This is a genomic window from Streptomyces sp. Je 1-79, assembly GCF_025195125.1.
Lineage (GTDB): Bacteria > Actinomycetota > Actinomycetes > Streptomycetales > Streptomycetaceae > Streptomyces.
Window position 1 is genome coordinate 23,372 of the sequence record NZ_JAMGSL010000010.1, and the last position, 19,337, is coordinate 42,708.

At 72.8% G+C, this 19,337-nt stretch carries 20 protein-coding genes and 1 riboswitch; of the genes, 9 read left to right on the forward strand and 11 right to left on the reverse strand.

The genetic code is table 11. The features are described from left to right. Nucleotides 1-2: 2 nt before the first annotated feature. Complete coding sequence (locus M5362_RS21310) at nucleotides 3-248, reverse strand: SCO4848 family membrane protein (protein ID WP_260229282.1); 246 nt, start codon at nucleotides 246-248, stop codon at nucleotides 3-5. Nucleotides 249-411: 163 nt separating this feature from the next. Here M5362_RS21310 and M5362_RS21315 point away from each other — a divergent pair, with 163 nt between their 5' ends. Beyond that, a complete protein-coding gene (locus M5362_RS21315) occupies nucleotides 412-1,758 on the forward strand; it encodes a D-alanyl-D-alanine carboxypeptidase family protein (RefSeq protein WP_260229283.1) in 1,347 nt (448 codons plus the stop codon). Here the strand turns inward: M5362_RS21315 and M5362_RS21320 are convergent. The 3 genes from M5362_RS21320 to M5362_RS21330 all read right to left on the reverse strand — a co-directional run bounded on the left by M5362_RS21320 (nucleotide 1,682) and on the right by M5362_RS21330 (nucleotide 4,324). Continuing rightward, a complete protein-coding gene (locus tag M5362_RS21320) occupies nucleotides 1,682-2,629 on the reverse strand; it encodes a YihY/virulence factor BrkB family protein (protein WP_260229284.1) in 948 nt (315 codons plus the stop codon). The genes M5362_RS21315 and M5362_RS21320 overlap by 77 nt on opposite strands. Nucleotides 2,630-2,778: 149 nt before the next feature. Continuing rightward, nucleotides 2,779-3,747, reverse strand: a complete 969-nt coding sequence (locus M5362_RS21325) for a decaprenyl-phosphate phosphoribosyltransferase (protein WP_260229286.1) — start codon at nucleotides 3,745-3,747, stop codon at nucleotides 2,779-2,781. Then, nucleotides 3,740-4,324, reverse strand: a complete 585-nt coding sequence (locus M5362_RS21330) for a phosphatase PAP2 family protein (RefSeq protein ID WP_260229287.1) — start codon at nucleotides 4,322-4,324, stop codon at nucleotides 3,740-3,742. The genes M5362_RS21325 and M5362_RS21330 overlap by 8 nt, the downstream gene beginning before the upstream one ends. A 171-nt stretch (nucleotides 4,325-4,495) precedes the next feature. On the opposite strand from M5362_RS21330, the gene M5362_RS21335 reads away from it, so the two are divergent. Together M5362_RS21335 and M5362_RS21340 are read left to right on the forward strand one after the other, a co-directional pair. Beyond that, complete coding sequence (locus M5362_RS21335; RefSeq protein ID WP_260229288.1) at nucleotides 4,496-5,860, forward strand: FAD-binding protein; 1,365 nt, start codon at nucleotides 4,496-4,498, stop codon at nucleotides 5,858-5,860. Nucleotides 5,861-5,885: 25 nt separating this feature from the next. After that, the gene (locus tag M5362_RS21340; RefSeq protein WP_260229289.1) at nucleotides 5,886-6,641 is read left to right on the forward strand and encodes a decaprenylphospho-beta-D-erythro-pentofuranosid-2-ulose 2-reductase; all 756 of its coding nucleotides are present in this window, start codon (nucleotides 5,886-5,888) and stop codon (nucleotides 6,639-6,641) included. A gap of 98 nt (nucleotides 6,642-6,739) precedes the next feature. On the opposite strand, the gene M5362_RS21345 is transcribed toward M5362_RS21340, so the two are convergent. Beyond that, nucleotides 6,740-7,333 (reverse strand): 2'-5' RNA ligase family protein, encoded by a 594-nt coding sequence (locus M5362_RS21345; protein WP_260229290.1) that lies wholly within the window; start codon nucleotides 7,331-7,333, stop codon nucleotides 6,740-6,742. A 94-nt stretch (nucleotides 7,334-7,427) separates the two neighbouring features. Then, a complete protein-coding gene (gene trpS, locus M5362_RS21350; RefSeq protein ID WP_260229552.1) occupies nucleotides 7,428-8,438 on the reverse strand; it encodes a tryptophan--tRNA ligase in 1,011 nt (336 codons plus the stop codon). Nucleotides 8,439-8,568: 130 nt separating this feature from the next. Here trpS and M5362_RS21355 point away from each other — a divergent pair, with 130 nt between their 5' ends. Continuing rightward, nucleotides 8,569-9,162, forward strand: a complete 594-nt coding sequence (locus M5362_RS21355) for an RNA polymerase sigma factor (protein ID WP_260229291.1) — start codon at nucleotides 8,569-8,571, stop codon at nucleotides 9,160-9,162. Next, nucleotides 9,155-9,937, forward strand: a complete 783-nt coding sequence (locus M5362_RS21360; protein WP_260229293.1) for a hypothetical protein — start codon at nucleotides 9,155-9,157, stop codon at nucleotides 9,935-9,937. Before M5362_RS21355 ends, M5362_RS21360 begins: the two co-directional genes overlap by 8 nt. Before the next feature lie 87 nt (nucleotides 9,938-10,024). On the opposite strand, the gene glyA is transcribed toward M5362_RS21360, so the two are convergent. Continuing rightward, complete coding sequence (gene glyA, locus M5362_RS21365; RefSeq protein WP_260229294.1) at nucleotides 10,025-11,314, reverse strand: serine hydroxymethyltransferase; 1,290 nt, start codon at nucleotides 11,312-11,314, stop codon at nucleotides 10,025-10,027. 79 nt (nucleotides 11,315-11,393) lie between these two features. Further along, nucleotides 11,394-11,484: riboswitch (ZMP/ZTP riboswitch) on the reverse strand. Between the two features lie 107 nt (nucleotides 11,485-11,591). Between glyA and rocD the strand changes: the two genes are divergently transcribed. After that, nucleotides 11,592-12,797 (forward strand): ornithine--oxo-acid transaminase, encoded by a 1,206-nt coding sequence (gene rocD / locus M5362_RS21370; protein ID WP_260229295.1) that lies wholly within the window; start codon nucleotides 11,592-11,594, stop codon nucleotides 12,795-12,797. Nucleotides 12,798-12,866: 69 nt separating this feature from the next. Here rocD and M5362_RS21375 read toward each other — a convergent pair whose 3' ends face one another. Both M5362_RS21375 and M5362_RS21380 read right to left on the reverse strand, forming a co-directional pair. Beyond that, nucleotides 12,867-14,060 (reverse strand): glutathionylspermidine synthase family protein, encoded by a 1,194-nt coding sequence (locus M5362_RS21375; protein ID WP_260229296.1) that lies wholly within the window; start codon nucleotides 14,058-14,060, stop codon nucleotides 12,867-12,869. A gap of 53 nt (nucleotides 14,061-14,113) precedes the next feature. Then, on the reverse strand, nucleotides 14,114-14,395 hold the full coding sequence (locus tag M5362_RS21380) for a hypothetical protein (protein ID WP_260229297.1): 282 nt from the start codon (nucleotides 14,393-14,395) through the stop codon (nucleotides 14,114-14,116). Nucleotides 14,396-14,485: 90 nt separating this feature from the next. Between M5362_RS21380 and M5362_RS21385 the strand changes: the two genes are divergently transcribed. Then, complete coding sequence (locus tag M5362_RS21385; RefSeq protein ID WP_260229553.1) at nucleotides 14,486-15,340, forward strand: hypothetical protein; 855 nt, start codon at nucleotides 14,486-14,488, stop codon at nucleotides 15,338-15,340. 62 nt (nucleotides 15,341-15,402) lie between these two features. On the opposite strand, the gene M5362_RS21390 is transcribed toward M5362_RS21385, so the two are convergent. Beyond that, nucleotides 15,403-16,815, reverse strand: coding sequence for a PLP-dependent aminotransferase family protein (locus tag M5362_RS21390; protein ID WP_260229298.1), 1,413 nt, complete (start codon nucleotides 16,813-16,815; stop codon nucleotides 15,403-15,405). 47 nt (nucleotides 16,816-16,862) lie between these two features. Between M5362_RS21390 and M5362_RS21395 the strand changes: the two genes are divergently transcribed. Continuing rightward, complete coding sequence (locus M5362_RS21395) at nucleotides 16,863-17,381, forward strand: carboxymuconolactone decarboxylase family protein (protein ID WP_260229299.1); 519 nt, start codon at nucleotides 16,863-16,865, stop codon at nucleotides 17,379-17,381. Between the two features lie 128 nt (nucleotides 17,382-17,509). After that, on the forward strand, nucleotides 17,510-18,220 hold the full coding sequence (locus M5362_RS21400) for an isocitrate lyase/phosphoenolpyruvate mutase family protein (RefSeq protein WP_260229301.1): 711 nt from the start codon (nucleotides 17,510-17,512) through the stop codon (nucleotides 18,218-18,220). 99 nt (nucleotides 18,221-18,319) lie between these two features. Here M5362_RS21400 and M5362_RS21405 read toward each other — a convergent pair whose 3' ends face one another. Then, nucleotides 18,320-19,309, reverse strand: coding sequence for a malate dehydrogenase (locus M5362_RS21405; RefSeq protein ID WP_260229303.1), 990 nt, complete (start codon nucleotides 19,307-19,309; stop codon nucleotides 18,320-18,322). Nucleotides 19,310-19,337 lie beyond the last annotated feature (28 nt).

Sequence of the window (19,337 nt, forward strand, 5' to 3'; positions counted from 1 at the left end):
CCCTATCCGTGCTCGCGTCGCAACGCGCGCACCCCACGCAACCCGATCACTCCGACCACCGTCCCCAGAACAAAGGACGTGATGGCGAGCAGCAGATGGACCCAGAAGTAGGCCGTCGGGTCGCCCGCGTCGTCGAAGGCGAGACCGCTCCCGTCGTTCCACAGGTTCTTGACGAAAGTGATCCAGATGAACCAGCTCCACACCCCGAACGCGAGCAGGAACCAGGAGACGGGACGGCTGAGCTTCATACCCCCAGTATCACCACCGGCCCCACGTGCCTCGTCCCCGGGGCGGGCCGGGCATCAGGGGCCTCCGGATCGCCCTGGGGCGGGGCAGCGTCCGAGTGGTCCCCTCCGTGCGAACCGCCTGGCGGGGTTCGGATCGTTGGTGGATGCCTGTACGTTTTCGATCGTGTCTGCTTCGAAGAAGACCGCTTGGGCGGTCACCGCTGCTGCGCTGCTCCCCCTTCTGACCGCCGCCCCCGCCCTCGCGGACACGGTGGACAACAAGGAGGAGAAGCAGCCCAAGCCGCCCGCCCGGATGTCGTCCGTGGGCGGAACGCTGCTCGCCGTGCCCGGCACGCAGGTGAAGCTCGGGCCCGGCGCTCCGGTGCTGCCCAAGGAGCTCAGCGCACGGTCGTGGATCGTCGCGGACGCGGAGACCGGTCACGTGCTCGCCTCGCACAACGCCCACTGGCCCCTCGCTCCCGCCTCCACGCTCAAGATGCTCTTCGCGGACACGGTCCTGCCCAAGTTCCCCAGGACGGCGACCCACACCGTCACACCGCAGGATCTGGCCGGTGTCGGCGCGGGCTCCAGTCTCGTCGGGATCAAGGAGAAGCAGACCTACACCGTCCACGACCTCTGGCTCGGTGTCTTCCTTCGCTCCGGCAACGACGCCGTGCGCGTGCTCTCCGCGATGAACGGCGGCCTCGGGCAGACCGTCGAGGACATGAACGCCCGCGCCGACGAGCTCCAGGCGCTCGACACCCACGTCGAGTCGCCGGACGGCTACGACGCCCCGGGCCAGGTCTCGTCCGCGTACGACCTCACGCTGATCGCCCGCAGCGGTATGCAGAAGCCGGACTTCCGGGAGTACGCCGCGACGGCCCGCGCCGCGTTCCCCGGTGAGCAGAAGCCGGGCAAGAAGCGCGAGACGTTCGAGATCCAGAACACGAACCGGCTGCTGACCGGCGCCCTGGGCATCGCGCCGTACCAGGGCATCGCCGGCGTCAAGAACGGCAACACCACGCACGCCGGCTCGACCTTCACCGGCGTTGCGGAGCGCAACGGCAAAGTCCTGCTCGTGACGGTGCTGAACCCGTCCTCCAAGGAGCAGCACGCGGTCTACAAGGAGACCGCCCGGCTCCTCGACTGGGGCTTCGCCGCGGCCGGGAAGGTACAGCCGGTCGGCGAGCTGGTCCCGCCGAAGTCCGCCCGTACGAACCCGACCGCCGAGGGCGACGGCTCGTCGCCGGCGCCGGGCGAGAACGCGCCGGGCTCGGACACCGCCAAGGCCGCCGCCGCGGAGAAGTCCGGTGGCGTCGGGGTGGCCCTCGGCGTGGTCGGCGGCGTCCTGGTGCTGCTCGCGGGTGGCGTCCTGCTCGTCAACCGCCGCTGGCCGCTGCCGGAGCTGGTCCGTCGCCGTCCCCGGACGGACGCGCCCGCCGGTTCCGACACCTCTACCGGTCCGGACGCCCCTGCTGGTCCGGGTTCCCCTCCTGCTCCGGGCGCTCCGGCTGGTCCGGGCGCTCCGTAGGCTCCGAGTCCGCCGGCCCGGAACGTGAACCCGTGGCCGTCCAGGCGGAGCAGAAGAGCAGGAGCTTCGCGGTGAAGTTGATCCAGAGCAGCAGCGCGACCGGGACGCCGAACGCGCCGTACATCGACTTCCCCGCGACGTCCCGCATATAGCCGCCGATCAGCAGCTTCAGCAGCTCGAAGCCGATCGCTCCGATCACCGCCGCCACCACCAGGCGGCGGCGCGGCGGATGGACGTCGGGGAGCAGCGTCAGCAGGTAGAGCAGGACGAGGAAGCCCGCGGCGGCGGCGACGGCGACGGAGGCCACCTGGAGCAGGATCCCGGTGGCCCCTTCGCCCGAGATGCCGACCCGGTCGGCGCTCCAGCCGACCGCGGTGGAACCGAGCCAGGAGGCGGCGAGCGAGCAGAGGCCGACCCCGCCGAGGCCGAACAGCACGAGCGCGTCCTTGCCCTTGCGTACGAAGGGATTGCCCTCGTCCTGGTCGTCGAGGCCCCACACCGCGCGCAGACACTCACGCATCGAGCCGACCCAGCCGATGCCGGTGAAGAGCAGCAGCGCGCCGGCGACGAGGCCGATCGTGCCCGCGTTGTCCACGAGCCCGCCGATGTTGAGCTGGTCGGAGATGCCGGGGACCTGGTCGGAGACCTTGTCCTCGATCTTGTCCAGCTGCTCCTGGCTGAGCAGCGCGGCGCCGACCGCGGCGGCGACGGCGATCAGGGGGAACAGCGCGAGGAAGCTGATGAAGGTGATGGCGGCGGCGAGCCGGGTCCAGTGGGCGGCATCGAGGGTCTCGTACGAACGCCAGGCGTGCGTCCGCATGAGCCGGGCGACCCAGGGGCCGATGACGGGGAGCTTGGTCAACCAGTCCATGTCGTACGCGTACCCCTTGATCCACCGTTAGTCCGGAAGACGAGCGTCAAGGTCCCCCAGAATCGCAGACACCCGACCGGAACCCTGCTGTTGGCGGCGCCGAGTCCTGACCTCGTGTCGGCGGGCGCCGAGGTGGGGCCCGGCCGCCCTCAGAGGTCCGTGACCGCCATGCCGTACATCGCCGCCCAGACCAGGCCGATGACCGCGAGGGGACGGTCCCGCAGGACGACGTCCTCGGGGGCGCCGGCGGAGCCGCGGTCGGCGAAGACGGCGTAGCGCAGTACGGCGAGGATGAAGGCGATCATGGAGAGCTGGCGCCAGGGCAGCAGGGAGCCGGTGGCGACGCCGCCGCTCTCCAGGGCCCACAGGCAGTAGCCGAGGACGGCGACCCCGGCCGCCAACTGCCAGACGAAGCGCAGGTATCCGGTCGTGTACTGGGTGAGCAGCGCGCGGGTCGCGCCCCGCGCGTCCTCCATCTGGACGGCCTCGGAGTAGCGCTTGGCGGCGACCATGAAGAGCGCGCCGAAGCCGGTGGTGATCAGGAACCAGCGGGAGAGCGGGATCGCCAGCGCGACCCCGCCGATCATGGCCCGCATCAGGAAGCCTGTGGTGACGACCGCGAGGTCGACGACGAGGACGTGCTTGAGACGCAGGCAGTACGCGCACTGCATGACGAGGTACGCGATGAGGAGCGCGGCGGTCATCGCGTTGCACAGGACCGCGCTCGCGACGGCTGCCGCGAGGGCGAGGAGGGCGCCGGTGACGTACGCGAGGGGTACGGGCACGAGACCGGCGGCCACGGGGCGCCGGCGCTTGACGGGGTGGGCGCGGTCGGCGGCGGCGTCGCGGGCGTCGTTGAGCAGGTAGACGGCGGAGGCGGCTGCCGTGAACAGGACGAAGACGAGGGCGAGTCGGACGGCGGTGTGCCAGGAGACGAGCTCCCCCGCGGCGACGGGCGCGGCGACGACGAGCACGTTCTTGACCCACTGCCGGGGGCGCGCGGTCCTGACGAGCCCGGCGGCCACCGCGTACGCCCGCCGTCCACCGCGCCCGCGCGGCCGTTCCCGTACGGCGACGGGCTTGTCGAGCACGGCACCGCCGACGGCCCGCTCAGCCACGACGCCCGCCGTGAAGCAGGGTCGCCACGCGCGCGTGGGGCGGTGGGGCCGCGGGGCCGGGCGGGCGTAGCCAGGGGCGGCCCAGCGTGGCCGTCGCCGCGCCCAGGAGCGCGCCGGCCGCCACGTCCGTCGGGTAGTGGACGCCGACGATCAGCCGGGAGACGCACATCGCGGCCGCCGCGGGGGCGGCGACGCGGCGGGCCCCCGGGTGCAGGGCGCCGAAGGCGACGGCCGCCGCGGCGGCGGAGGTCGCGTGGGAGCTGGGGAAGGAGTGCAGGCCCGCCGTGCGGACCAGGGGCTCGTACGCCGCCGCCCCGGGCCTCGGCCGCCGGACCACCCGCTTGACGCCCATGCTCGCCAGATGCGCACCGGCGACCAGGGCCGTGCCGCGCAGCCAGCCGGTCCGCCGGTCCCGGTCCACCGCCGCGCCGGTGAGCCCGGCGGCGAGCCAGAGGGCGCCGTGCTCGCCGCCGAAGGACAGCGCGCGGGCGGCCGTCGCCACGGGCGCGTGGCGCCCGCAGGCGCGCAGGACGGCCAGGAGTCTCCTCTCGGCCCCGGCCCAGTCCGCGTATCGCATCGGCTCCGCCTCCCCGGTTGTCGGTGGACTCCTCCGTCGACCCGGGGTGACTCTGACCCGGCGGCCCGGCGACCGCACGGCAATCTTTCCTGACACTCCTTTAATCACCCATTTGGCGAACCGAAGAGCAAACCCGGCATAACGCATAGACGGGGCGATACGGTCGCCCTCATGGCTGCCCACTCCGACGTCGAGCCCCTCACCGGCTGGGGACGCACCGCCCCCACCCTCGCGCGCGTGCACCGCCCCCGGACCTACGAGGAGGCCTCCGAAGTCGTCCGCTCCTGCGGCGCCCGCGGCTCCATCGCACGCGGTCTCGGCCGCGCCTACGGCGACGCCGCGCAGAACGCCGGTGGCTCCGTCCTCGACATGACCGGCCTCGACCGCATCCGCTCGGTCGACGCCGTCGAGGGTCTCGTCGTCTGCGACGCCGGTGTCAGCCTGCACCGCCTGATGGAGGTCCTGCTGCCGCTCGGCTGGTTCGTCCCCGTCACCCCCGGGACCCGCTACGTCACCGTCGGCGGCGCGATCGGCGCCGACATCCACGGCAAGAACCACCACGTCTCCGGCTCGTTCAGCCGCCATGTGACCGCTCTCGAACTCCTCACCGCCGACGGGGAGATCCACACCGTCGTCCCCGGCACCGACCTCTTCGACGCCACCACCGGCGGCATGGGCCTGACGGGCGTGATCCTCTCCGCGACCCTCCGGCTGCTCCCCGTCGAGACCTCCCTGATGTCGGTCGACACCGAACGCGCCGCGGACCTCGACGAGCTGATGGCCCGGCTCACCTCCACCGACCACCGCCACCGCTACTCGGTCGCCTGGATCGACCTGCTGGCGCGCGGCGCCGCGACCGGCCGGTCCGTCCTCACCCGCGGCGACCACGCCCCGTACGACGCGATCCCCCTCCGGGACCGCCGGGCCCGGCGCGCGCCCCTCGCCTTCCGGCCCGGCCGGCTGCCCGCCGCTCCCTCCCTCGTCCCCGAGGGGCTGCTCGGCCGCACGACCGTCGGCGTGTTCAACGAGCTCTGGTACCGCGGGGCGCCCCGCCGCCGCACCGGCGAACTCCAGCGGTTGTCCGCCTTCTTCCACCCGCTGGACGGCGTCCCGCACTGGAACCGGATCTACGGGCGCGGCGGCTTCGTCCAGTACCAGTTCGTCGTCGGCCACGGGCACGAGGAGACCCTGCGCCGGATCGTGAAGCGCATCGCGCGCCGCGGCTGTCCGTCGTTCCTCGCCGTGCTGAAGCGCTTCGGCGCGGGCGACCCGGGGTGGCTCTCGTTCCCCGTGCCCGGCTGGACGCTCGCGCTCGACATCCCGGCCCGGCTCTCCGGTCTCGGCGCGTTCCTCGACGAGCTGGACGAGGAGGTGGCGGAGGCGGGCGGCCGGGTCTACCTCGCCAAGGACTCCCGGCTGCGGCCCGAGCTGCTGCACGCGATGTACCCGAGGCTCGCCGACTTCCGCGCGCTGCGGGCCACGCTCGACCCGCGGTCCGTCTTCACCTCGGACCTCTCCCGTCGTCTCGCCCTCTGATTGCTCTCTGAGGAGTTTGATCGTCATGAAGGACGCCTTCGGTGCCCCGCAGTCCCTGCTCCTGCTCGGCGGCACCTCCGAGATCGGGCTCGCCACGGCTCGCCGGCTGATCGCCCGCCGCACCCGTACGGTGTGGCTCGCCGGACGCCCCTCCCCCGGCCTCGCGGCCGCCGCCGACTCCCTGCGCGCGCTGGGCGCGGACGTGCGGACGGTGCCGTTCGACGCGCTCGACACCGACGCGCACGAGGAGCGGCTCGGCAAGATCTTCACCGAGGGCGACGTCGACATGGTGCTGCTCGCCTTCGGGATCCTCGGCGACCAGGCGCACGACGAGGCCGATCCCCTGGCCGCCGTCCGGGTCGCCCAGACCAACTACACGGGGGCGGTCTCGGCGGGCCTGGTCTGCGCGGGCGCGCTGCAGGCGCAGGGGCACGGCTCGCTGGTGGTGCTGTCGTCGGTGGCCGGCGAGCGCGCCCGCCGCGCGAACTTCATCTACGGCTCGTCCAAGGCCGGTCTCGACGCGTTCGCCCAGGGGCTCGGGGACGCGCTGCACGGGACCGGGGTGCACGTGATGGTCGTACGCCCCGGATTCGTACGGTCACGGATGACGACCGGGCTGGAGGAGGCGCCGCTGGCGACGACACCGGAGGCGGTCGCGACGGCGATCGAGCTGGGGCTGCGGCGGCGCTCGGAGACGGTGTGGGTGCCGGGGGCGCTGCGGATGGTGATGTCGGCGCTGCGGCACGTGCCGAGGGCGGTCTTCCGGCGACTGCCGGTCTGACACCGGGAGCACGCGTCGGGGGGCGGGCGGCGGCAGCCGCAGGCCGGCCGGAGCGGGGCGGCCGGGGCGGGCCCCCGCGGACGGCCCGTCCGGGGCGGTCAGCCCGTCGTCGGGGTCGGTTCGTCGACCGGTGAGCAGCCCTGGGCCGGGACGGCGGAGACGGAGCGCCCGTCGCCGAACTCGTACACGCGGAGCTTGCGCCACACCCCGTCCGCGCCCTGCTCGTACAGGGCGAAGGAGGAGCAGGTCCACGCGGCCTCGAAGTCGGCCAGCTCCGCGTAGGCGCGGTCCATCGCCTCCTCGGCGATGCCGTGCGCGACGGTGACGTGCGGGTGGTACGGGAACTGCAGCTCGCGCACGAGCGGCCCCGACTCGTCCCGCACCCGCTCCTGGAGCCAGGCACAGGCGGAGACGCCCTCGGCGAGCCTCACGTACACGACCGGCGACAGCGGGCGAAACGTTCCCGTACCGCTCAGCCGCACGGGGAAGGACCGGACGCCCGCCGCGACCTCGGCGAGGTGGGACTGGATCGCGGGCAGCCGCTCCTCGTCCACCTCGGTCGGCGGGACGAGGGTGACGTGCGTGGGAATGCCATGGGCTGCGGGATCCCCGAAGCCCGCGCGCCGCTCCTGGAGCAGGCTGCCGTAGGGCTCCGGGACCGCGATCGAAACGCCGAGCGTTACGGTCCCCACGTCGTTCTCCTCCGTAGTCGTGTCATGTCGGGCGAATGGTGGTGCAGCCGCCAGTGTGCGGCCTGCACCACCCCTGAGGCCAGAGTCCTCGGACTCAGTGCTTCGCGGGCAGGAAGCCCATCCGCTCGTACGTCTGCGCCAGGGTCTCCGCGGCGACCGCGCGGGCCTTCTCCGCGCCCTTGGCCAGGAGTGAGTCCAGCGTCTCCGGGTCGTCCAGGTATTCCTGCGTACGGGTCCGGAACGGCGTGACGAACTCCACCATGACCTCGGCCAGGTCGGTCTTCAGCGCGCCGTACATCTTGCCCTCGTAGCTCTTCTCCAGGTCGGGGACGCTGGTGCCGGTGAGCGTGGACATGATCCCGAGCAGGTTGGAGACGCCGGGCTTGTTCTCCGGGTCGAAACGGATGACCGTGTCGGTGTCGGTCACTGCGCTCTTGACCTTCTTCGCCGTCACCTTCGGATCGTCGAGGAGGTTGATCAGCCCCTTCGGCGTGGACGCCGACTTGGACATCTTGATCGACGGGTCCTGAAGGTCGTAGATCTTCCCCGTCTCCTTCAGGATGTACGGCGCCGGGATCGTGAACGTCTCACCGAAGCGGCCGTTGAACCGCTCCGCGAGGTCGCGGGTCAGCTCGATGTGCTGGCGCTGGTCCTCACCCACCGGGACCTGGTCGGCCTGGTAGAGCAGGATGTCGGCGACCTGGAGGATCGGGTACGTGAAGAGACCGACGGTGGCCCGGTCGGCGCCCTGCTTCGCGGACTTGTCCTTGAACTGCGTCATCCGGGAGGCCTCGCCGAAGCCGGTGAGGCAGTTCATGACCCAGCCGAGCTGCGCGTGCTCGGGCACGTGGCTCTGGACGAAGAGGGTGCACCGCTCCGGGTCGAGGCCGGCGGCGAGCAGCTGCGCGGCGGCGAGCCGGGTGTTGGAGCGGAGCTCCGCCGGGTCCTGCGGGACCGTGATCGCGTGCAGGTCCACCACCATGTAGAAGGCGTCGTGGGACTCCTGCAGCGCGACCCACTGACGGACCGCACCGAGGTAGTTGCCGAGGTGGAACGAGCCTGCGGTGGGCTGGATTCCGGAGAGCACTCGCGGACGTTGCTGCATGGCGAAGCCATTCCCCTGGGGGTGGTGGTGGGCGACGGGCGGGCTGTCAGAGGCCATGCCCACATTCTCTCAGGTGCCGGAACTGATTCCGGACTGGGAACCGATCCTGTTCTGCCGGTGTATCAAAGGTGTGAGGACGCTGGAGGGGGGCCGGGTCGTCGTGGACGAGGCCGAGGCCGCGGTGATCGCTCGCGTGCGCGCCGGGGAGCCGGAGGCGTACGCGACGCTGGTCCGCGCGCACACGGCGGTCGCGCTGAGAGCGGCGGTGGCGTGCGGCGCGGGCCCGGATGCCGAGGACGTGGTGCAGCAGGCCTTCTTCAAGGCGTACCGCTCGCTGGGGCGGTTCAAGGAGGGGGCGGCGTTCCGCCCGTGGCTGCTGCGGATCGTGGTCAATGAGACGAGGAACACAGTCCGCGCCGCGGGCCGGCAGCGGGCGGTCGCGGGGCGGGAGGCGGAGCTGCTGGCCTCCGAGCCGCTGATACCGGACGGGGCGGACCCGGCGGTGGCGGCCGAGGAGCAGGAGAGGCGCCGTCAGCTGCTCGCGGCCCTGGACGGACTGAGCGAGGACCACCGGCAGGTGGTGATCCACCGGTATCTGCTGGAGCTGGACGAGACGGAGACGGCGGCCGCGCTGGGCTGGCCGCGCGGGACGGTGAAGTCCCGGCTGAGCCGCGCGCTGAAGCGGCTCGGGCCGGTCCTGGAGGGAGGTGACGAGCATGCGTGACGAGAGGGCGGGCGACGGGCTCCCGGATGAGCTGAGGGAGCTGGGGCGCCATCTGAAGGTGCCGGACGTGGACGGCGAGACCATGGCCGAGCGGGTGCTCGCCCAGCTCCTGGCGGAGCGGGTGCCGACGCCGGTGCGGCGGCGCCGGTTCAAGGGGCTGCGCAGGCGCTGGAAGGCGCTGCTCGCGGCGCTCTCCGGGGTGCTGGTGGTCCTGGTGCTCACGCCTCCGGTGCGGGCGACGGTGGCGGACTGGTTCGGTTTCGGCGGGGTCGAGGTCCGGTACGACCCCGGTGCGCATCCGGCGCCGGGTGCGGCGGTGCCTGCGTGCGCCGGGGCCGTTCCGCTGGAGGAGGCCGGGCGCAGGGCGGGGTTCGAGCCCTTGCTACCGAGCGGGCTCGGCACGCCGGACGCGGTCTCGGTGACCGGCTCGGCGGAGCAGGGGCGGGCGGTGATCAGCCTGTGCTGGCGCGGGGACGATGGCGGGACGGTCCGGCTGGACGAGTTCCCGGCGCGGCTGGAGGCGGGCTTCGCCAAGCAGGTGCGGACGCACCCGGAGTGGGTCGACCTGCCGGACGGTGCGGAGGGCTACTGGTTCGCCGAGCCCCATCTGCTCCGCTTCCCGATGACGGACGCGAGCGGGCGGACCTGGACCCACGCGATACGCACGGCGGGCCCCACGCTCCTCTGGACGAGGAACGCGGGAGCCCTGACCCTGCGGCTGGAGGGCGAGCCGTCCCTGGAACGGGCACGGACCCTGGCCGAATCGGCGGGCTGAGCCGGGAGCGGGTGGGCGCCGACCGTGCCCGCGGGCCGAGAGCCGGGGGCCGCGGCCGGGTCCCCCGGGGAGCCCGGCCGCGGTCGGTCAGCCCGGGAGGCCGGGGGCCGGGAAGGCGGCCATCAGCTCGCCGACCTCCGCGCGGATCGTGCGCAGGGCGTCCTCGTCGCCCGAGCCGGCGGCGGCGACGCCGCGGTCGATCCAGGCGGCGACCAGGGCCATGTGCTCGGTGCCGAGGCCACGGGAGGTGAGGGAGGGGGTGCCGATACGGATGCCGGAGGGGTCGAAGGGCTTCCGGGGGTCGTAGGGGACGGTGTTGTAGTTGACGACGATCCCGGCGCGGTCGAGGGCCTTGGCGGCGATCTTGCCGGGGACCTCCTTGGGGGTGAGGTCCATCAGGATCAGGTGGTTGTCGGTGCCGCCGGAGACGAGGTCGAAGCCACGGGCGAGGAGGGCCTCGGCGAGGGCCTTGGCGTTGGCGACGACCGCGTGGGCGTAGTCGCGGAAGGAGGGCTGGGCCGCCTCGCGCAGGGCGACGGCGATGGCTGCGGTGGTCTGGTTGTGCGGGCCGCCCTGGAGCCCGGGGAAGACGGCCTTGTCGAGGGCCTTGGCGTGCTCCTCGCGGGACATCAGCATGGCGCCGCGCGGGCCGCGCAGGGTCTTGTGGGTGGTGGTGGAGACGACGTCGGCGTGCGGGACCGGGGAGGGGTGGGCGCCGCCCGCGACGAGGCCGGCGATGTGGGCGATGTCGGCGACGAGTACGGCCCCGGCCTCGCGGGCGATCTCGGCGAAGGCGGCGAAGTCGATCGTGCGGGGCAGCGCGGTGCCACCGCAGAAGATCACCTTCGGGCGCTCCTTGAGGGCGAGCTCGCGGACCTCGTCGAAGTCGACGAGCCCGTTGTCCTGGCGTACGCCGTACTGCACACCGCGGAACCACTTGCCGGTGGCGGAGACGCCCCAGCCGTGGGTGAGGTGGCCGCCCATCGGCAGGGCCATGCCCATCACGGTGTCACCGGGCTCGGCGAAGGCGAGGTAGACGGCGAGGTTGGCGGGCGAACCGGAGTAGGGCTGCACATTGGCGTGGTCGACGCCGAAGACGGCCTTGGCGCGCTGGACGGCGAGGGTCTCGACCTGGTCGATGATCTGCTGGCCCTCGTAGTACCGGCGGCCGGGGTAGCCCTCGCTGTACTTGTTCTGCAGGACGGTGCCGGAGGCTTCGAGCACGGCTCGGGAGACGTAGTTCTCGCTGGGGATCAGCCGCAGGGTCTCGGCCTGGAGCTGTTCCTCGGCGACGACGAGAGCCGCGAGTTCGGGGTCGGCGGCGGCCAGGGCGGGGTGGCGGGCGGCGAGATCGTCGGACTGCGGGATGGTGGTCATGGCGTTCCTCCGGGCGATCGGCGGATCCCGGGGTACGGCTCAGTCCTGCTGGGCGGCACCACGCGGGAGGTTCGGTTCCCGAAGATGCCCAGGCGGGCGGCATCTCGTGTGGTCTGCCGCGCGCGGCTCCCCCAGGGTCGATTCCCCGTACGCCAGTCGCCGTGCGTGTTCCCAGAGTAGCGGGCGCGCCGTCGCGCAGGTTTCTTCGTCCGGCATCCGAGCGACGATAGGAAAGGGAGCCACACACGCCCCAGCCCGCAGGACGAACGGAGATCCCGTGTCGAGTACGCAAGACGCGATCGCTTCCGCGGAGGCGCACAGCGCGCACAACTACCACCCCCTGCCCGTCGTCGTCGCCTCGGCTGACGGGGCCTGGATGACCGATGTCGAGGGGCGCCGCTATCTCGACATGCTCGCCGGGTACTCGGCGCTCAACTTCGGGCACGGCAACCGGCGGCTGATCGACGCCGCGCGGGCGCAGCTGGAGCGGGTGACGCTCACGTCGAGGGCGTTCCACCACGACCGGTTCGCGGAGTTCTGCACACGGCTCGCCGAGCTGTGCGGCAAGGAGATGGTCCTGCCGATGAACACGGGCGCGGAGGCCGTCGAGACGGCCGTGAAGACCGCGCGGAAGTGGGGGTACGAGGTCAAGGGCGTGCCGGACGGGCACGCGAAGATCGTGGTCGCGGCGAACAACTTCCACGGCCGCACGACGACGATCGTCAGCTTCTCCACGGACCACGAGGCCCGCGACCACTACGGCCCGTACACGCCGGGGTTCGAGATCGTCCCGTACGGCGATCTGACGGCGATGGAGCGCGCGGTCACCGCGCACACGGTGGCGGTGCTCATCGAGCCGATCCAGGGCGAGGCGGGAGTGCTCGTCCCGCCGGCCGGCTATCTGCGCGGGGTGCGGGAGTTGACCCGCGAGCGGAACGTGCTGTTCATCGCGGACGAGATCCAGTCGGGTCTGGGCCGGACCGGGCGGACGTTCGCGTGCGAGCACGAGGGCGTGGTGCCGGACATGTACGTCCTGGGCAAGGCGCTGGGCGGCGGTGTCGTCCCGGTCTCCGCGGTGGTCGCGGACCGGGATGTGCTCGGGGTGTTCCGGCCGGGTGAGCACGGCTCGACGTTCGGCGGGAATCCGCTGGCGTGCGCGGTGGCCCTGGAGGTGATCGCGATGCTGCGGACGGGCGAGTACCAGCAGCGGGCGGCGGAGCTGGGCGAGCATCTGCACGCGGAGCTGCGGCTGCTCGTGGGCGGGGGCGCGGTGGAGGCGGTGCGCGGGCGCGGGCTGTGGGCCGGTGTCGACATCGCGCCGTCGCGGGGCACGGGCCGGGAGATCTCGGAGAAGCTGATGGAACGGGGTGTGCTGGTGAAGGACACGCACGGTTCGACGATCCGGATCGCGCCTCCGCTGGTGATCGGAAAGGAGGATCTGGACTGGGGTCTGGAGCAGCTGCGGGCGGTCCTCTCGGAGTGACCGGCCCCGTTTCGAGTGCGGCGGGGGCGGGAGCGGTCCGGGGATGACGTGCGGCGGGGGCGGGAGCGGTCAGAGGATGACGTGCGGCAGGAAACGCGCGTACTCGTCCGTGATCAGGCCCGCCGACTCCCGGATGCCGAGCCCCGCCGCCTCGTCCTCGACGACCCACGCGCCGAGCACCACACGGTTCCCGTCGAAGTCCGGCAGCGGGGCGAGCCCCTGGTAGCAGCAGGGCTCGTCGCGTTCGGCCGGAGCGACGGGGGCGGAGCCCGGTTCGTGGACGGTGACGCCGGCGCCCTCGCGGCCGAGCAGCGGCTTGGCGACGTAGCCGCCGGTCGTGGCCAGCTCGCGCGGGCCGTCGAGATAGGCCGGCAGCAGGTTCGGGTGGCCCGGGTACAGCTCCCAGAGGATCGCGAGCAGGGCCTTGTTGGAGAGCAGCATCTTCCAGGCGGGCTCGATCCAGCAGGTCGTACCCGTGCCACCGCCGTTGTCGAGGGTGTCCAGGACGTACGGGCCGAAGCGGTCGGTGGCCAGCCACTCCCACGGGTAGAGCTTGAAGCAGCTGCGTATGAACCGCAGCCGGTCGTCCACGAACCGCCCCGAGAGCCGGTCCCAGCCGATCTGTTCGACCGAGAGCGCCTCCGTGTCGAGCCCGGCCTGCTGGGCGGTCTCGCGCAGATACGCGACCGTCATCAGGTCCTCGCCGAGCTCGTCCCCGTCGGAGTGGACGAAGTGCACGGGGTTGCCCGGCGGCAGCAGTCTGGCCTGCCGCTTCCAGGCGTCGACGAGCCGCTCGTGGAGCGAGTTCCACTGGTCGGCGCCGGGGAAGCGCTCCTCCATCCAGAACCACTGCGGACTCGCGGCCTCGACCAGCGAGGTCGGCGTGTCGGCGTTGTACTCCAGCATCTTGGCCGGGCCCGTGCCGTCGTAACGGAGGTCGAACCGGCCGTAGAGCGACGGCAGTTCGGCCCTGCGGCGCCAGGACTCGGCGACCAGGGAGACGAGCCGGGGGTCGGTGAGACCGAGGTCGGCGAAACGATCCTGCTCGACGATGTGCGCGGCCGCCGCCAGGCACATCGCGTGCAGCTCCTCGACGACCTCCTCCAGGGCCTCGACCTCGGGGAGGGTGAAGGAGTAGTACGCGCTCTCGTCCCAGTACGGGCGCAGGGAACCGTCGGGGTAGCGCGTCAGGGGGTAGACGAGCCCCTGCTCCTCCACCGTCTGCTGCCACCCCGGCCGGGGTTCGATCGTGTGCCGCCGCATGCCGTCCGCTCCGTCCGTCCCGCTCCGTCCGCCCCGTCCGCCCGTCCCTCCGCTCAGCCGCCGCCGGAACCGGAACAGCCGAAGCCGCCGGTGTCGACGGCCGTCTTGTCGAAGCTGCCGCCGCTGACCTTGTCGTCGCTCACCCGGCCGCCGTAGTAGTACGACCCGCGGGCCGTCGAGCCTCCGCTGCCGCTCTCGCACTCGTAGCTCGGCAGCTTCTCGCGGGTCAGCGGGTCGACACACCGCTTGTCCGGCTCGGAGCCGCAGGACGTTATCGTCGCCGCGAGTACTCCCATACCGCCGAGCACGACCGTGCTCGACCTCAGCCTGCGCATGAATCAGCCTCCCCATCGCGTGGTCGCGACCGCACAGTTTAGGCCGGTGTCCGAGCGGCGCCGCACTAGAGTCCATTCGTGCTCTTTGGGATGATCTGCGCTCTCGGTTCCTCGCTCTGCTTCGGCATGGCCTCCGTGCTGCAGGCGCTCGGCGCGCGGGAGGCGACGCCCGGGACGGGCGCCGGCGTCGACGTGGCCCTGCAATTGCGGGTGATGCGGAAGTGGCGATATCTGGCCGGGCTCTCGCTGGACGGCATCGGTTTCGGCCTCCAGGTCGTCGCCCTGCTGACGCTGCCGATCTACATGGTGGGCGCGGCGCTCGCCGCGAGCCTGGCGGTCACGGCGGTGGCGGCCTCATGGCTGCTCAAGGTCCCACTGCACCGGATGGAGTGGGCGGCGGTGGGCGTGGTGTGCGTGGGGCTCGCGATGCTCGCCCTCGCCTCGGGCGACGAGGGCGAGCAGAGCTCGTCGGAGGCGCTGCGGTGGGCGATGCTCGCGGCGGCTTTCGGGGTGCTGGCTCTCGGCGCGGCCGCCGGGCGGCTGCCCGGCCGGCCACGGGCGCTGGCCCTGGGACTCTGCGCGGGCTTCGGCTTCGGGGTGGTGGAGGTGGCGGTCCGGCTGATCGACAGCTGGTCCCTCGCGAACCCCGCGGTGTACGCGCTGCTCCTGGGCGGCGTGACGGCGTACGTGCTGCTGACCTCCGCGCTCCAGCGGGGGTCGGTGACGACGGCGACGGCCGGCGCGGTCCTCGGCGAGACGATCGGCCCGGCGCTGGTCGGCGTGATCTGGCTGGGCGACCGCACCCGCGAGGGCCTGGCGTGGCTGGCGATCCTCGGCTTCACGGTGGCGGTGGCGGGGGCGCTGGTACTGGCCCGCTTCGGCGAACCCCCGACGCCGTCACCGGAACCGGAAGCGGAACAGGAACCCGCGCCGACGGGACCGTGACGGCCCCCGCCCTGTCAGGACGCGCCCCCGCCCCGCCACGGCACGGCCCACCTGCCGCCCCGTCACGGCAGGACGCGGCACAGCGCCGCCAGCGCGCCCGACCAGCCGCTGTCCGGCGGGGTCGCGTAGCCGACCACCAGGCCGTCCTGGGTCGGCGGGACGTCCGGGTGGCGGAAGCGGTCGAGGCCGCGGAGGGCGAGGCCCTGCCAGGCGGCCGAGCGCAGGACCGCCCGTTCCTGGCCCGGCGGCAGTCGAAGGACCGCGTGGAGGCCGGCCGCGATGCCGCTCACCCGGGTCTCCGGGGAGTGCGCGGCGACCGCCGCCACCAGCTCGTCGCGGCGCCGCCGGTAGCGCAGCCTCATCGCCCGTACATGACGGTCGTACGCCCCCGAGTCGAGGAACTCCGCGAAGGTGAGCTGCTCCAGCGAACTGGACACCCAGTCGACCTGCCCCTTCTCCGCGACCACCTCGTCCACCAGGCTCTCCGGCACGACCATCCACGCCAGCCGCAGACCGGGCGCCAGGGACTTGCTGGAGGTGCCCATGTACACGACCCGCTCGGGGTCGAGGCCCTGGAGCGCGCCGACGGGCTGGCGGTCGTAACGGAACTCCCCGTCGTAGTCGTCCTCCAGGACCAGCCCGCCCGAGGACCGGGCCCAGTCGATCACCGCCGCCCGCCGGTCGGGGTGGAGCGCGCCGCCGAGGGGGAACTGGTGGGCGGCCGTCATCAGCACCGCCCCCACACCCTTCATCCCGGGCAACCCCTGGGTCCGGGTGCCGAGTTCGTCGAAGGGCAGCGCGGGGAGCCGCAGCCCGGCGCGGGTCAGCAGCTCCCAGTGCACGTCGAGGCCGTAGGACTCGACCGCCACCTCCCGGACCTTCCGCGCGCGCAGCACCTGTGCCATCAGCATCAGCCCGTGCACGAACCCCGAGCAGATCACGATCCGTTCGGGCCGCGCGTGGACGCCCCGCGCCCGCGCGAGGTACTCGGCGAGCACGGTGCGCAGTTCGATCCGGCCGCGCGGATCGCCGTAGCCGAAGGCCTCGTGGGGCGCGGCCGTCAGGGCGCGCCGGGAGGCCTTTAGCCATTCGGCGCGCGGGAAGGACGCGAGGTCCGGCATGCCCGGCTTCAGGCTGTACGCCGGCCGTGCCGCGTCCCGCCGGGCAGCCGCCGTGGGCCGGACACCCGACGCGGCCGGCCGCCGCGGCACGGCCCGGCGGGCGACCCGGGTCCCGGAGCCCTGCCGGGCGGTCAGCCAGCCCTCGGCGACCAGCTCGGCATAGGCGTCGGCGACGGTGTTGCGGGCGATCCCCAGGTCCGCGGCGAGCGAGCGGGAGGACGGCAGCCGTACGCCCGCCTCCAGACGCCCGCTGCGCACCGCCTCCCGCAGGGCGCTCATCAGCCCCGTACGCAGGCCGGGTCCACGTAGGTCCAGATGGAGGTCGGCCCCGAAAGTGGCCCAGTCTTCCGCCATGGAAATGGACCATACTCCTGCGCCATCGAGTTCGTACGGTGAGAAGCATGACGACCACGACCCATGACCACGCGCAGACCACCGCCCCGCACGCCACCGAGCACGGCCCCCGCCTCAACCTCGCCGAGCGCGTTCCGGAGTTCTACCGGGCGATGCAGCGGCTCGAGCAGGCCACGGCGAAGGACATCGACCCCACCCTCTACGAGCTGATCAAGATCCGGGCCTCGCAGATCAACCACTGCGCGTTCTGCCTCGACATGCACACCAAGGACGCGCTCGCGGCCGGCGAGTCGGTCCAGCGGATCGTCCAGCTGTCCGCCTGGGAGGAGTCGCGGCACTTCTACACCGAGCGCGAACTCGCCGCGCTCGCGCTGACCGAGGCCGTCACCGTCCTCACCGACGGCTTCGTCCCCGACGAGGTCTACGCGAAGGCCGCCGCCCACTTCGACGAGACGGAACTCGCCCGGGTCATCGGCGCCATCACCGTGATCAACGCGTGGAACCGGATCGGCGTCACCACCCGCCTGACGCCCGGTCACTACGCCCCCGGGCAGCACAAGAAGTGACCCCGGACGGCCCCGCCCGCACGTTGCCCGGCCACACGTCGCCGGGACACACGGAGCCTGGACACACGTCACGCGGCCACACGTCGCCGGGACACACGTCGCACGGACACACGTCGCCCGCCGACGCGTTGCGCGCTCTGCACGCCGTGCGGGCCGGTGGGGCGCCGCTGATCGTCCCGGGCCCGTGGGACGCCGCCTCCGCCCGGGTCTTCGAGGAGGCCGGGTTCCCGACGCTGGCCACACCCAGCGCCGGGATCGCCGCCTCCCTCGGCTACGAGGACGGCGAGACCCCGGCCGCGGAGATGTTCGCGGCCGTGGCGAGGATCGCCCGGGCCGTCTCCGTACCGGTGACGGCCGATCTGGAGGACGGCTACGGCCTCGCGCCCGAGGAACTCGTGGAGCGGGCCCTGGAGACCGGCGCGGCCGGGGTGAACCTGGAGGACGGCCGCCGGTCCGGCGGGCTCAAGGACCCCCGGGAGCAGGCCGACCGGCTGGCGGCGGTACGGGCGGAGGCCGGGTCCGGGCTCTTCGTCAACGCGCGCGTGGACACCTACGTACGCGGGGTGGACGACGTGTCCGCAGCGGTCGAACGGGCGCGGCTCTACGCGGAGGCGGGCGCGGACTGCGTCTACCCGATCATGGCGCCCGCGGCCCATCTCCCGCTGCTGCGCGCCGAGATCGACGTCCCGGTGAACGTCCTCGCCGTGCCCGGCGGCCCGTCGTTCGCGGAGCTGGGGCGGCTGGGCGCGACCCGGATCACCTTCGGGCACGGGCTGTTGCTGCGGACCTTGAAGGGCGTGGCCGGGCTGGCAGGGGAACTTGCGCGCGAGCTTCCGTAGTTCGGGAGGGGAGCCGAACGACGACCGCCCCCGGCCGGTGAGGCCGGGGGCGGTCGTCGGTGCGTGGATGCGTCAGCGCATCGGCGCGCGCGGGCGGTCTCAGATGAGGCCGAGCTCGCGGACGGCGTCGCGCTCCTCCGCCAGCTCCTGCACCGAGGCGTCGATGCGGGCGCGGGAGAACTCGTTGATGTCCAGGCCCTGGACGATCTCGTACTTGCCGTCCTTGCAGGTGACGGGGAAGGAGGAGATCAGGCCCTCCGGGACGCCGTAGGAGCCGTCCGACGGGATGCCCATGGAGGTCCAGTCGCCCGCGGCGGTGCCGTTGACCCAGGTGTGGACGTGGTCGATGGCGGCGTTGGCGGCGGAGGCGGCCGAGGACGCGCCACGGGCCTCGATGATCGCGGCGCCGCGCTTGGCGACGGTCGGGATGAAGGTGTCCGCCAGCCACGCCTCGTCGTTGACGACCTCGGCGGCGTTCTTGCCGGCGATCTCCGCGTGGAAGATGTCCGGGTACTGGGTCGCCGAGTGGTTGCCCCAGATGGTGAGGCGCTTGATGTCCTCGACGGACGCGCCGGTCTTGGCCGCCAGCTGCGAGAGCGCGCGGTTGTGGTCCAGGCGGGTCATCGCGGTGAAGCGCTCGGCCGGGACGTCCGGGGCCGCCGCCTGGGCGATCAGGGCGTTGGTGTTGGCCGGGTTGCCGACGACGAGGACCTTGATGTCGTCCGCGGCGTGGTCGTTGATGGCCTTGCCCTGCGGCTTGAAGATGCCGCCGTTGGCGGCGAGCAGGTCGCCGCGCTCCATGCCCTTGGTGCGGGGGCGGGCGCCGACGAGCAGGGCCACGTTCGCACCCTCGAAGCCCTGGGTCGGGTCGTCGAAGATGTCGATGCCCTTGAGCAGCGGGAAGGCGCAGTCGTCGAGCTCCATGGCGGTGCCCTCGGCGGCCTTGACGCCCTGCGGGATCTCGAGGAGGCGCAGCTTGACCGGCACGTCCGCGCCGAGCAGGTGGCCGGAGGCGATGCGGAAGAGCAGCGCGTAGCCGATCTGGCCGGCCGCGCCGGTGACGGTGACATTCACGGGAGTGCGGGTCATGGCGATCTCCGTAAGACAGCTGGCGGTG

Bases quoted from the DNA above. Each gene is read 5' to 3' on its own strand.
- M5362_RS21375 (WP_260229296.1), bottom strand. From the start codon at position 14,060: ATGCGGCGGCACACGATCGAACCCCGGCCGGGGTGGCAGCAGACGGTG.
- M5362_RS21390 (WP_260229298.1), bottom strand. From the start codon at position 16,815: ATGGCGGAAGACTGGGCCACTTTCGGGGCCGACCTCCATCTGGACCTA.
- M5362_RS21330 (WP_260229287.1), bottom strand. From the start codon at position 4,324: ATGCGATACGCGGACTGGGCCGGGGCCGAGAGGAGACTCCTGGCCGTC.
- trpS (WP_260229552.1), bottom strand. From the start codon at position 8,438: ATGCAGCAACGTCCGCGAGTGCTCTCCGGAATCCAGCCCACCGCAGGC.
- M5362_RS21395 (WP_260229299.1), top strand. From the start codon at position 16,863: ATGACGACCACGACCCATGACCACGCGCAGACCACCGCCCCGCACGCC.
- M5362_RS21385 (WP_260229553.1), top strand. From the start codon at position 14,486: ATGATCTGCGCTCTCGGTTCCTCGCTCTGCTTCGGCATGGCCTCCGTG.
- glyA (WP_260229294.1), bottom strand. From the start codon at position 11,314: ATGACCACCATCCCGCAGTCCGACGATCTCGCCGCCCGCCACCCCGCC.
- M5362_RS21405 (WP_260229303.1), bottom strand. From the start codon at position 19,309: ATGACCCGCACTCCCGTGAATGTCACCGTCACCGGCGCGGCCGGCCAG.
- M5362_RS21310 (WP_260229282.1), bottom strand. From the start codon at position 248: ATGAAGCTCAGCCGTCCCGTCTCCTGGTTCCTGCTCGCGTTCGGGGTG.
- M5362_RS21320 (WP_260229284.1), bottom strand. From the start codon at position 2,629: ATGGACTGGTTGACCAAGCTCCCCGTCATCGGCCCCTGGGTCGCCCGG.
- M5362_RS21380 (WP_260229297.1), bottom strand. From the start codon at position 14,395: ATGCGCAGGCTGAGGTCGAGCACGGTCGTGCTCGGCGGTATGGGAGTA.
- M5362_RS21360 (WP_260229293.1), top strand. From the start codon at position 9,155: ATGCGTGACGAGAGGGCGGGCGACGGGCTCCCGGATGAGCTGAGGGAG.
- M5362_RS21335 (WP_260229288.1), top strand. From the start codon at position 4,496: ATGGCTGCCCACTCCGACGTCGAGCCCCTCACCGGCTGGGGACGCACC.
- M5362_RS21340 (WP_260229289.1), top strand. From the start codon at position 5,886: ATGAAGGACGCCTTCGGTGCCCCGCAGTCCCTGCTCCTGCTCGGCGGC.